This is a genomic window from Acinetobacter sp. CIP 53.82, from assembly GCF_000369465.1.
Taxonomy (GTDB): Bacteria; Pseudomonadota; Gammaproteobacteria; order Pseudomonadales; family Moraxellaceae; genus Acinetobacter; species Acinetobacter indicus.
Genome location: NZ_KB850045.1, coordinates 855,913 through 868,529, shown reverse-complemented (window position 1 = coordinate 868,529; position 12,617 = coordinate 855,913). Strand labels below are relative to the sequence as shown.

Genomic DNA, 12,617 nt, shown 5'->3' with positions numbered 1-12,617 from the left:
ATCCCACTTATGCACGTGCCGAAATAACATATTGTTGTGTTGTTGGTTTTAATAAAGCATCAAAAATCACAGGTTCATATAAAGGATGAATATTGATATAGGCCTGAATACTCAAGCACAATGCCCCCATATCCTGTTCATCTAATAACATTTCAACTTTAATCTGTCTTAAACGCGGTTCATGTGCCGCGATGGATTGTGCAATAGACTGGCAGATTTTATCGCGGTCACTTGGATTAGCGGTCGATAAGCCGACAAAATCAATAATCCCGAACTGCATAATGGACTTTTTGACCAGTGGAAAATCATCAATCTGTTCATGCAAAGATGCCATGCGGCTATTGAGCAGGTCTTCCAGATCTGCAGCGACAGATTCGCGAAGTTCATGTAATGACAGCCCCTTTAAATGATAATCTTCTGTAGTTAAAAGCCGGTCAAATAATGTAGTTCTAAAACCGTACGGATAAAGCTGGTCTAAATTCATGTGTTACTAATTAAGCATAAAATCAGGTAGAGGCTGGCATAGTGCCAGCCTCCCGTGGTCATACAAATTAAGCAGCGTAAGATGCTGTGTTATTTGAAAGTGACCATTTTTTAGTAACAGCACCTTTTTGGGTACCGTTAATATCTTGCTGGTTATAAGTCCACTCGACTGCAGCATATTTCAAACCGAATGATTCAGTTGGAACACCTTCTTCATTTACGGTTGGCGTTACGCTTGAAACCAGTACATGTTTCAGTTTGATTTGCAGGTACTTGATACGCTTGTCACCGTTAGCACGATAGAAATCGATCTGTACTTCATCGAAGGTATAACCCGCAGAACATGCTTCCCAAAGTTTTGGACTGGTAGCATCCAAATCTTTAACAAAAACCATGTCGGAGTGTTCTACACGCTCAGCAGTATGACCACCTACACTTGAAGAAGTCGCTGATTTAGGCTGACGGATATTGTGCGCCCAAGAATTTACTTCTAGCCAATCTTTGTGCTCTGCGTCACGCGATTCGCCATCAACTTTATACTTCCCTCGAAACTGTACGTAGATATCTTTCATTTTATAAATTTTCCTGTTTTAGTTAAAAGTTATTATAAGTTGCCTCAATTTGAGGACTGAGGTAACTCAGTAACAAGTCGCAAAGAAACCGACAACTCATCCAACTGGAAATGCGGTCTTAAGAAAACCACAGACTTGTAGTGTCCCGGCTGAGCAGGATTTTCTACAACCTTTACCGATGCTTCACGAAGCGGATACTGTGCTTTCGCTTCCTGAGAGGCACCGTCGTCAAGCAAGACGTATTGCGATAACCAATCATTTAAAAAGGCTTCAACATTGCCAGCAGAGGCAAAGCTGCCGACCTTGTCGCGCATCATGGCTTTTAAATAATGGGCAATACGTGAAACCGCCATAATGTACTGAATCTGGCTAGATAAGGCCGAGTTGGCATTGGCGCTATCGCTGTCGTATTTCTTCGGTTTTTGTGCAGATTGCGCACCGAAGAACGCCGCATAGTCGGTATTTTTGCAATGCACCAGTGGAATGAAGCCTAAATCGCTTAATTCTTTTTCACGACGGTCAGTAATGGCAATTTCAGTTGGACACTTGAAGACCACTTCACCATCGCTGGTTTTAAAGGTATGAACCGGCAGGCCTTCGACCAGACCGCCACCCTCAACGCCACGAATTGCCGCACACCAGCCATGCATATCAAAGGCATTGGTTAAACGGGTACCAAAGGCATAAGCCGCGTTCATCCATAAGTATTCATCATGGTTTTGGCCAGACACTTCTTCAATAAAGTTAAAGCCTTCAGTGGCTGCACCATCTTTCGGATGGAATGGTAAACGGCCCAATACACGCGGCATGGTCAATGCGACATAACGTGAATCTTCGCTGTCACGGAATGAGCGCCACTGTACATATTCTGCAGTTTCGAAAATCTTGGATACATCACGCGGGCGGTCAATATCGGTAAACGACTCCAGCCCCAGAATGCTAGGACTTGCCGCAGAAATAAATGGTGCATGCGATGCCGCAGCCACGTGCGAAATCTGCTCCAGCAGATACATATCTGAAGGCGTACGGTCAAACTCGAAGTCACCAATTAAAGTCGCATAGGGTGCACCACCAAATGAACCATACTCTTCTTCATAGATTTTCTTGAACAAGGTACTCTGATCAAAATCAGTCGCGCCCTGGAAATCTTTGACCAGTTCTTTTTTGGTCGTATTCAGCATGCGGATTTTAATCAGCGGATTCGACGGTGTTTCCTGACAGAAATAATATAAACCGCGCCAGGTCGATTCAATTTTCTGGAACTGTTCATGATGCATGATTTTGCTGAGCTGGGCAGAAATGAGCGCATCAATTTCAGCAATACGCTTGTCAATTGACAAGGTCATGTTTTCAGAAACGGTAATTGTCCCGGCCATAACTTCTTTGGCCAGTTCACCAATCAGGCTTTTGGCACGGTCATGTTCTTCTTCATTGCGGGCAATCCGGCTTTGCTCGACAATGGAGTCCAGCAAAGTCAGTTCTTCTGCAGTCTGGGTTTGCGCCTGAACGGCCTGAGCATTAGTCATGATCTGCCTCCGCGCTTAATTTACGAATCTGGTCAGTATTTTTTAATACTTCATCCAGCAGATCTTCCAGACGTTCGCTATTGGAAATCTTATTACGCAAATCGGTTAAACGCTCACGTGCTTCGACCAGTTTACGCAGCGGATCAACCTGTTGTACCACACTTTCCGGACGGAAATCTTCCATGGAAGTGAAGGTCAGATCCACCGACATGCGACCGCCCTCTTCGGTTAAGGTGTTTTCCACATCAAATGCTGCGCGTGGCGCCAAAGATTCCATCACTTCATCAATGTTATCCAGGTCAACATTAATGAATTTTTTATCTTTTAATTTGGTCTTTTCCAGTTCAGAAGCAGCAGAGAAATCCCCCAATATCCCTACCACAAAAGGTAATTCTTTCACTTCTTTGCCATCACCCACTTCAACATCATAAGTCAGTTGAACACGTGGAGGACGAATGCGCTGAAGTTTCTTTTGTACACTTTCACGTTTAGCCATAATACAGTGATCCTGTTTTATTATTTTCGTAGCGATTCAAATGGATTATTTGAAGCCGCTGGTTTTGCTGCCGGAGCAGTTGTTCTTGTTGCAGTTGCTGCCTTGGTCGATGCGGTACGTGTAGTTTTGGCACGACTTGCATTACTGCTTGCTTTACGCGCTGCGGCCCGTTGGGCTGCAGCTTTTTTGGCAAGCGATGCATCGGTAATGGCCTTGGCAGAACTGGTATCCGGAGCAGGCACTGAAGCGCGGATAGTATCCGATAATTCCTTGGCCGCTGGATAGGTCACTTCGTCAGATAAAAAGCGCATTTGCTCGGTACGCATATAATTTAAGGCATTTTTGGCAATCGAAACGCCTGCTAAAAAGTGCGCATCGGTCAGGTCAGGATGGCGTACGCCCTGGTTTTCCAGCTGTTCTACCAGCTGCAGGGTCTTCATATTTTTACCAAGTTCCTGAAAACGCTTTGCGGCTTGAACTTGCAGTTCTTGTTTCACCTCTTGATTTTTTTTATTTTCTTTGGCACACACTTGCTGATAAATCCCCAACAATGCCTGATCAGTTTCTCCCTTAACCAGCGGATAATCCTTGATACAGCCTCGTTTTAGCTCAATCTGCTCATCTGCATAAGCAATTGGGGTGGCACAAAGTGTAGCCATTAGGGGAAAAAGAAGAATACTTTTTTTCAAAACGAGCCTCTAATTTCTAAATTCATTTATAGTGAATGGGTGTATTTGAAAACTGAACACGAACAATTTTTATCAAAAAAAAACATCGCGCAAATTTAACAAAAAATAAACTTCTGGCGTCAAGACAAATTCTGCCAACTATCGACAATAATTGTCATATTTTTGTTTCCAGTGAAATTATTTTTGTCTTATTTGTTTTCATTTTTGAAAAAATTTTAGGTAGAATACTACAACCCCAATATTTATATCAATACAAATTATTGATATGTAAGTAAAATTTATTTTATTTACTGAAAACGATGTTCAGCCCATGGTCGCTACTTTAATCCATTTGGACTGGAATTATAACTAGAGCGTGTTATGAATAATTTAAAAATTTTGATTAATAAACTATCAAGTCATGCCAGAACAGCCTTAGAAAAGTCTGCCAATGCCTGTATTAATCAGCAGAACTACGAAATTGAAATAGAACACTTTTTCCTAGAATTATTAACCCAAGACCATAAAAATGACCTGAGTCTCCTTCTCAATAAATATAAAATTTTAAAAGATGACCTGATTCATGATTTAAAAGAAAGTGTCAGTCACCTGCCAAAGGGTAATTATCGTACACCTATCTTTGCAAAATCTATCATTCGTCTGTTGGAGCAGGCCTGGTTATTGGCCTCGGCCGAGCAAAATCCGCAAATTCGCAGCGGTCATTTACTGGTCGCTTTGCTAACCGCACCTGATCTTTATCAGATTGCGGTGCGTGCTTCGAGCCTGTTTGACCTGTTCCCAATTGACACCATGAAGCACAAATTTTTAGATGTGTGTGTTAAAAGTGTCGAAAATGAAACCGCTCACGCTCCGGAAACGGCTGAAACTGAAAGCGTCACAGCTATCGAGCCTGCACCAAACAGCAAAAAAACGCCTGCGCTGGATCAATACACCATTAACCTGACCGAAAAAGCTAGAACAGGCGCGATTGATCCGGTGATTGGCCGTGAATTTGAAATTCGCCTGATGCTGGATATTTTAATGCGTCGCCGTCAGAACAACCCGATTTTAACGGGCGAACCAGGCGTCGGAAAAACTGCGGTGGTAGAAGGTTTGGCACTTAAGATTGCCAATAATCAGGTACCCGATGCGCTAAAAAACGTGCATCTGCATGTGCTGGATATGGGCCTGTTACAGGCTGGTGCCAGTGTTAAAGGTGAATTTGAAAACCGCTTAAAACAGGTGATTCAGGAAGTTCAGGCGTCAACCCATCCGATTATCCTGTTTATTGATGAAGCGCATACCTTAATTGGTGCTGGTGGTCAGGCCGGTCAAAATGATGCCGCTAACCTGCTGAAACCAGCACTGGCTCGTGGTGAGTTACGTACTATCGCGGCCACCACTTGGGCCGAATATAAACAGTATTTTGAAAAAGATGCCGCGCTCAGCCGCCGTTTCCAGGTGGTCAAAGTTGAAGAGCCAACTGAAGAAGTCGCAATTGATATGCTGCGCGCCATGATTCCGGTGATGGCCAATCACTTTAAGCTGAATATTGATGATGAAGCAATTGTCACGGCTGTGCATGCCTCACATCGTTATATCAGTGGTCGCCAGCTCCCGGATAAAGCGATTAGTGTATTAGATACCGCCGCTGCACGTGTGGCGCTGACTCAAAATGCCCAGCCGGTGAAACTCGATCAGTTACAGGCGCAGCTGCACAATTTAACACTTGAACGCGAAATTGTTGAAAAAGAACATGCACACTTCCCGATTCATCATGAACGTTTAGACGGTTTAAATCAGAAAATTACTGCTCTTGAGCAGGAAATTTCGGCCACCCAGCAGCAATGGCAACAAGAACTGGAACTGGTTCAACAGATTCAGATGCTAGAACAGCAGACCGAAGCCGATGAAAACAGCCAGACCCAGATGCAGCGGTTACGCAGCCAGTTGCAGCAACTGCAAGGTCAACATCCACTGGTATTTGAACGCGTCAATGCCCAGATTATTAATGAAATTATCTCGGACTGGACCGGTATTCCTGTCGGAAAAATGGTTAATGATGAAATCAAGCAGGTTCTGACCTTAGAAGATAAACTTTCTGAGCGTGTTATGGGGCAGGACTATGCCCTGCATCAGCTGGTGCAAGGCATTAAAACCTCTAAAGCCAAGCTGGAAGATCCAAACAAACCGCAAGGCGTATTCCTGCTGGTCGGCCCAAGTGGGGTTGGTAAAACTGAAACTGCCCTGGCCTTGGCCAATGAGTTATACGGTGGTGAATCGCATCTGATTACCATCAACATGTCGGAATATCAGGAAGCGCATACGGTTTCATCTTTAAAAGGTGCGCCGCCGGGTTATGTGGGTTATGGTCAAGGCGGTGTGCTGACGGAAGCCGTACGTCGTAATCCGTATAGCGTGGTCCTGCTCGATGAAATTGAAAAAGCGCATAGTGATGTGCAGGAACTGTTCTATCAGGTGTTTGATAAAGGCATGCTCGAAGATGGTGAAGGTCGCCTGATTGACTTTAAAAATACCACTATCCTGCTGACCTCTAACGCCGGTTCCGGCGCCATCATGCAAAGTTGCCTGCCGCTGCCGGTAGATGAATGGCCAAGCGCAGAACAGCTGATTGAAAAGCTGAAACCAAGTTTGTACAAGCAGTTCAAACCGGCCTTTTTAGGACGTATGCGGATTGTGCCGTATTACCCATTGCATGATGATTTACTGGTGCAAATTATCCAGCACAAACTCGGTAAAATTACCGCGCGTCTGGAACAGCAGTACCAGACCAAAGTCAGCTATTCCGACGATTTAATCGAATTACTGCTGAGTCGCTGTACCGAAGTCGATAGTGGTGCACGTAATGTCGACAATATTCTGAATTCTTCGGTGCTTCCGGCTTTGGCGACAGAAATCCTGATGGCACTGGCTGAGCAAAAAATTCCGCAACTGATTCATATTGATGTCAAAGACGATGAAATCATCTATCAGCTCGATCCGGAACAAAAAACGGCCAAAAAACGAAGCAGTAAAAAAGCAAAGATGACTGAAGCGTAATCAAGGATTCAGAACAGCAATGAACCTCAACCTCGATGTATTGTTACACCCCATTTCTGCCGAACAGCCTTGTGGAGAAGACTATTCTTTTTCCAATGAGTTTCATGCCATTAAAAAGGCTAAAACTCAGGATGATCCGCTTCTCGATCAGGGCGATTGGGTCTCCGAACCCAAACAGGCCGACTGGGGTTTTGTACATAGCAAATCGACTGAATTACTGGAAAGTAAAACCAAGGATATCCGTTTATATGGCTGGCTGCTGGAAGCATGGAGCAATTTGTATGGCTTTGAGGGCATTGCTCAGGCTATTCAACTCAGCCATCGAAGCTTGAATGAATACTGGTTGCAGCTGCATCCGGAAATTGAAGATGATGATCTGGATCAGCGTATTGGTTTATTGCAAGGTTTGATTAACCAGATTCCGGTGCTGATTAAAACCGTGCCGATTGTGACTGCACCTCACTTGAGCCTGCGTGATTATGACAATTTTCTGTATCAGGACAATTTGCGTCGCAAGCAAAGTGAAGATTCATCTGATCAAGCAGCCACGCCACAGCTGGAGCAGTTTGATCAGGCGCTGTTGAATACCTCGAAGTCGCTGCAATACCAGAATTACCAGCACTTTCTGGACATTTTGCAGCAGTGGTCAAGTTTAAAAGAAGTACTGGATCAATTGATGGGCCTGGATGCACCAAGTTTTGCCGCCATTGACTCACAGCTCGATTCGATTCATTCCACGCTTAAAAAATTATATAAAACAGATGCCTTTGCCGCGCAGACTCTGGTTGAAGCATCTGAACAGAATAACATTGTGACTGCTGATGCCATCAATGCTACAGCAGCCCCTGCCATAGCGATGCCCATCATGAATGCACCGACCGGTTTTCAACCGCAACCTCAAAACCATCTGGCCAACCGCGAACAGGCCATGCAGGTTTTACAGGAAATTGCCGATTACTTTCAGGCCAATGAACCCCATAGCCCGGTCAGCTACATGCTGCAAAAAACCATTAAATGGAGTCAGATGCCGCTGCATGAATGGCTGACTCAGGTAATTAAAAATGACAACCCGCTTGAAAATATTCAGGAATTACTGGGTGTGCAAAGCTCTAATGAAACAAATAGTGATTGGTAAGTGCCATGTTTAAAGCAGATAAAATTCTTTGGGGCGAAGGCTTATTTTTACGCCCGCAACATTTTCAGTTGCAAGACAGCTATCATGAACAGCGCCTGAACCATACTGTTCGTTCCACCATTCCATTTGCTTATGGTGTGCAATCTATAAAGTTTGATGAAGCTCAGCTAAATACCCATGTGCTGGCTTTAGAAAGTATTGAAATGCTGTGGCAAGATGGAGAAATCTATCAGGCGCCAGCACGTGATTTACTACCTGAACCGGTACAGCTGGATGACCTGAATCTGCGTGGTGAAATGCTGGTTTATCTAGCGCTACCGATTGTACAGCCAAATAAAAATAATGTGGTGTTTGAATCTGGCGCTCAACCGGGCCGTTACCATTCACATCTCACTCAAACCCATGATTTATTCACCGACGCTACCCCGGCAGATATTACCCTGCTGAAACGCCGTGCCGAATTTAAACTGCTGGATGCCCAGTTTGAACCAAATCATGAAATGGATGGCTTTATCTATTTGCCGGTGGCCAAAATCAAACGCCACAGTTCCGGCCATTTCGAGTTTGAGCGCAAATTTATTCCACCAATTTTACATATTGAATCGAGCGACAGCCTGCTGCAAGGCCTGCGCCGTACCTTGAATGTGATTAAAGCCAAAATCAAAACCATTCAAACCAATAACCGGGAAAATGAACAGAAACTGATTGAGTTCCGTTCTGGCGATATTGTTTCGTTCTGGCTGGTGAATGCCTTAAATACTGCACATGCGACTTTAAGTCATGTTCTGCAATATCCCCAGATTCATCCGGAACGTCTATTTTTTGAATTATTACGTTTAACCGGTTCTTTGCTGACCTTCTCGACGGCCTATGAAGTCGATCAGTTGCCGCGTTATAAGCATCATCAGCTACAGGACAGTTTTGAACAGCTGGATGTCATCCTCAGAGAATTGCTGGATACCATTATTTCCAGCCGTTATATCAGCATCGCCCTGAAAGAAATCCGTCCGTCTTATTGGGTCGGCAGTCTGGAATCCGACAAAATCACCCGCGATACCCGTCTGTATATTGCCGTGTCCAGCTCGATGATGCAGGCGCATGAACTGATCCAGATTGTGCCACTGCGTTTTAAAGTCGGTAATACGGTTGATGTTGAACAGCGCGTGATGGCTGCCTTACCGGCTATTCCAATTCATCACCTGATGCAGGTTCCGACCGCTATTCCGGTACGTTCCGGAGTGAGCTATTTTGAAATTGAGCCGAATAATGACCTGTATCAACGCATGCTCGACTCGGAATCGATCTGTATCTATGTGCCGGCCGGCTTCCAGGATCTTTCTATTGAACTTATTGCTGTCATGAACGGTTAAGGACATTTTTTCATGAATACTCCACATCATGCACCTTCCTTATTTGATGATGGTCAGATTGGTACTGGTCTGACCCCACCACAGGTCAACCCGAAAATTAGCAATAGTGCCAATCTGGTCGATTTACTTCATGACGGCTTCTATATTGTGTTCTTGATCAAGAACCAGTATGTGCCAGGCAATGTTGAAGCATTCCGTGAAAAAATCATGGATATGCTGAACCGCTTTGAAACCCAGGCAAAAAAACTGCAGTTTTCAGCCGATGATATTCACGATGCCAAATATGCGTATTGTGCCTTGCTGGATGAAACCATTGTGACCCAGCAGGACCCGCAATTTTTTGATTTGCAGAATCACTGGCTGATTAATCCCCTACAACTCAATCTGTTCGGTTCGCAGCTGGCCGGCTATCGCTTTTTTGAAATGCTGGAACAGCTCAGAAGTCGTGGCAAAGAACGTCTGGCGGCTTTAGAGGTTTATCATTACTGCATGCTGCTGGGCTTTCAGGGCAAATATCGTATTGAGTCGATGGAAGCGCTGAACCATATTGTGGCGCGTGTTGGCGATGAAATTGATTATCTGAAAGGCAAGAAAACCGCGTTTTCGCCTTTTGCCGCCTTACCGGATCAGATCAAACATATTATTCACCGTGAATTACCTTTTTTCTGGATTTTGCTGTTCTTAGCCCTTTTTGCCTTATTGTCCTTTGCCGGCCTGCGTTACATGCTGTCCAACCAGAATAATAGCGCAATGAGCCAATATCAAAACGTGATTACTGCACCAACGGAACAGGCGCATATCACCATTCATTTACCATAAAATTTAGATAAAACATGGCAAACGAAAAACAAACTTCATTACGGATTTTACAAAGTAACAAGCCAAAATCGCCGTCGCCACTTTTATATAGTCTGGGCGGTTTTGTGGCGGGGGTCGTGGTCACCGGTTTAGCCGGTTATGCCTATTTTTATGCAGGCCAGCCATCGACAACACTAGCAGAGTCCACTCAGGCAATGGCCGCGCCAGCGGCTACTCCATCGGAACTGCCGGCAGAACTGGAAGAATTAAAAAACCAGATGACCGATCACTCTGGCAGTTTTGACGAGTTCGAAGATGTGCAGGCTGAACATCCGGTTGAGTTTCAGCAACCCAATGATGGTGATTTAAGTAAAATCTTTGCCCATCAACCAGCAAAAGTTACTGCCCAGCCTGCGCCAAATCAAGCGCGTGTAGCTCCGAACTTTCCGCAAGACATGGCCAGTACTCCTGTGGCGACAGCAAAACAGCCATCTGTACAAAAACCAGCTCCAGCACCAGCCAAAGCTGGTCCTGCTAAACCGGCCGCACCGGTTGTGGTGCCAATGGCCGCCGTAGAACCAGAAGAAACACCACAGGCCAGTGTCCAAATTTCGGTCACCCGTAAACCGGTAGAAAAAGTTGAAACTGTAAGCGTACAGGACACTGCCGTTCATCCATGATTGCGGTTATTTTTATTGCCTTTGTGCTTGTTGCCTGCAGTTTGGCACTGCTATTGTCTTATGAACTGCGGGCCAAGGTATTATCCGGTTTTCAGGCACTTATTCCCAACAGCAAAAAACAGTTGAGCTCGGTGAAAAGTCTGGCTCAACAGTTTAATCATGCGGCTGCAGCAGAACAGACTCAAACCCATTGGCATATTCAGCAATGGTGGATTCTGATTGCCGGATTTTTTCTGTTTTCCAGCATCATCCTGTTTGCCTTTACCCGCCCGATTAGCGCCACCAAAATTGAAGCCGACTATTTAAGAGAAGTCGATCCTCAAGTTTATGCCCTGCTTGAAGGTGAAATGCTGTCGCCACCACCTGAAGTAGAAGAAGCACTGGTTGAAGCCGCCGTGGTTGAGGCCATGCAACTGGAAAATCAGTGGGCGTCTGTGCCGGCAGATCAGCATAGTTATGATCCAGCGGTGGAAGATCTACATGCTCATTCTCATGTCAATCCATCAATTGTGAGCGCTGACCGAAAGTGGCATAAGATGAATCCGCGTTATAAACAGCGCCTGCTGATGGTGTTTAAAATCATGAAAGAACGCCATGGCTATGAGCTGGTGCTATTGGAGGGGTATCGTAGTCCGGAGCGACAAAACTCGCTGTCCAAAAATAAAAACACCACCCGTGCCCGTGGTTATCAAAGCTATCATCAATTTGGTTTAGCCGCCGATGTGGCCTTTAAACGCAATGGCAAAGTGGTAATTTCCGAGCGTGACCCGTGGGCAATGCGCGGTTATGAACTGTATGGTGAGGTGGCGGAGTCGGTCGGCCTGACCTGGGGTGGCCGCTGGAAATCCATTAAAGATTATGGCCATACCGAATACCGGATGCCAGGCTTAAAGAAAACCCGGGAAATGGCAGAAAAGCTGACCTCGGAAGGTCAGTTGATGGCCAATGCACTTGATTAAAACAATACCGGGCTTATGCAGATAAAAACTGCTGGATTTTATCAACCACTTCAGCAGTTTTCTCTGCATGCAGCCAATGGCCCGCATTTTCAACAGTTTCAATGCTGGCCTGACTGAACTGCTGTTCAATGGCAGCATAGTGTTCCGGTTTAGATAAATATGGAGATGCACCGCCACGAATAAATAAACTTGGTGCATCCACCTGGACTGGCTGCCAAGATAAAATTTTCGGATAAGATGCATAAAGTGCATCGACATTAAATAACCACTGCCCTTTACTAAACGATTTCATCAAAAACTGAATCACCGCATCTTCACGCAAATGCTGCTGCATAATCTGGGTGGCATTCTGGCGTGATTCTACTTGTGCTTTTTTGACGGCAAATAGCGCATCAAACACCTGATCATGATGATTTTCCTGATAGGCAAATGGGGTCATGTCCAGCACTACCAGTTTTTCTACCCGCTCTGGTGCAAGGTCAGCCAGTTGCATGGCAATTTTTCCGCCCATGGAATGGCCAATCACGATAAATTTTTGTACCTGAATCGCATCCAGGGTTTCCAGTACATCTTGCGCCATCTCGGTATAGCTCATGCTCTGGCAATGTTCCGATTTTCCGTGGTTACGCACATCAATCTGAATGACCGGATAACGTTCCTGTAACGCACGTGCCAACATACCCAAATTACTCAGGCTGCCAAATAAACCATGAATAAGAACAACCGGAATGTCGGTGCTTGATAGATGTTGTTGTGAAGTCTGGAAATTGAGCAGCATTTTTGATTCCTTGTATGCATCGGTTTTGGCTTTCTCGATATTATAGGATAAGTGTTTTATTAAAATTGTATTTTTGCTTAGGCTATTTTGTA

12 protein-coding genes are annotated in these 12,617 nt (G+C 45.0%); 6 read left to right on the top strand and 6 right to left on the bottom strand.

What is annotated here, in order from left to right:
• Positions 1-7: 7 nt before the first annotated feature.
• The 5 genes from tssE to F905_RS04675 all read right to left on the bottom strand — a co-directional run bounded on the left by tssE (position 8) and on the right by F905_RS04675 (position 3,736).
• Complete coding sequence (gene tssE, locus F905_RS04695) at positions 8-484, bottom strand: type VI secretion system baseplate subunit TssE (protein ID WP_005177810.1); 477 nt, start codon at positions 482-484, stop codon at positions 8-10.
• 67 nt (positions 485-551) lie between these two features.
• The gene (locus F905_RS04690) at positions 552-1,055 is read right to left on the bottom strand and encodes an Hcp family type VI secretion system effector (protein WP_005177807.1); all 504 of its coding nucleotides are present in this window, start codon (positions 1,053-1,055) and stop codon (positions 552-554) included.
• Positions 1,056-1,099: 44 nt separating this feature from the next.
• On the bottom strand, positions 1,100-2,581 hold the full coding sequence (tssC, locus tag F905_RS04685; protein WP_005177804.1) for a type VI secretion system contractile sheath large subunit: 1,482 nt from the start codon (positions 2,579-2,581) through the stop codon (positions 1,100-1,102).
• Entirely contained in the window at positions 2,574-3,077 is a 504-nt protein-coding gene (tssB, locus tag F905_RS04680) for a type VI secretion system contractile sheath small subunit (RefSeq protein WP_005177803.1), read from the bottom strand. Before tssB ends, tssC begins: the two co-directional genes overlap by 8 nt.
• 20 nt (positions 3,078-3,097) lie before the next feature.
• Positions 3,098-3,736 carry a hypothetical protein gene (locus F905_RS04675; RefSeq protein ID WP_051065016.1) on the bottom strand — a complete coding sequence of 213 codons (639 nt, stop codon included), beginning with the start codon at positions 3,734-3,736 and terminating at the stop codon, positions 3,098-3,100.
• Positions 3,737-4,126: 390 nt separating this feature from the next.
• On the opposite strand from F905_RS04675, the gene tssH reads away from it, so the two are divergent.
• From tssH to F905_RS04645, 6 genes are read left to right on the top strand one after another with little or no spacing between them, the layout of a single operon-like run.
• Entirely contained in the window at positions 4,127-6,805 is a 2,679-nt protein-coding gene (gene tssH, locus F905_RS04670) for a type VI secretion system ATPase TssH (protein WP_005177799.1), read from the top strand.
• 19 nt (positions 6,806-6,824) lie between these two features.
• Positions 6,825-7,940, top strand: coding sequence for a type VI secretion system protein TssA (gene tssA / locus F905_RS04665; RefSeq protein WP_005177797.1), 1,116 nt, complete (start codon positions 6,825-6,827; stop codon positions 7,938-7,940).
• A 5-nt stretch (positions 7,941-7,945) separates the two neighbouring features.
• Positions 7,946-9,310: a type VI secretion system baseplate subunit TssK gene (gene tssK / locus F905_RS04660; protein ID WP_005177795.1), complete on the top strand. Its 1,365-nt coding sequence runs from the start codon at positions 7,946-7,948 to the stop codon at positions 9,308-9,310.
• Positions 9,311-9,322: 12 nt separating this feature from the next.
• On the top strand, positions 9,323-10,129 hold the full coding sequence (gene icmH / locus F905_RS04655) for a type IVB secretion system protein IcmH/DotU (RefSeq protein WP_005177793.1): 807 nt from the start codon (positions 9,323-9,325) through the stop codon (positions 10,127-10,129).
• 14 nt (positions 10,130-10,143) lie between these two features.
• Complete coding sequence (locus tag F905_RS04650; protein ID WP_005177790.1) at positions 10,144-10,788, top strand: hypothetical protein; 645 nt, start codon at positions 10,144-10,146, stop codon at positions 10,786-10,788.
• Positions 10,785-11,747: a M15 family metallopeptidase gene (locus tag F905_RS04645; RefSeq protein WP_005177787.1), complete on the top strand. Its 963-nt coding sequence runs from the start codon at positions 10,785-10,787 to the stop codon at positions 11,745-11,747. Before F905_RS04650 ends, F905_RS04645 begins: the two co-directional genes overlap by 4 nt.
• A gap of 13 nt (positions 11,748-11,760) precedes the next feature.
• Here the strand turns inward: F905_RS04645 and F905_RS04640 are convergent, their stop codons facing one another.
• Positions 11,761-12,525 carry an alpha/beta fold hydrolase gene (locus F905_RS04640; protein ID WP_005177786.1) on the bottom strand — a complete coding sequence of 255 codons (765 nt, stop codon included), beginning with the start codon at positions 12,523-12,525 and terminating at the stop codon, positions 11,761-11,763.
• Between the last annotated feature and the right edge of the window lie 92 nt (positions 12,526-12,617).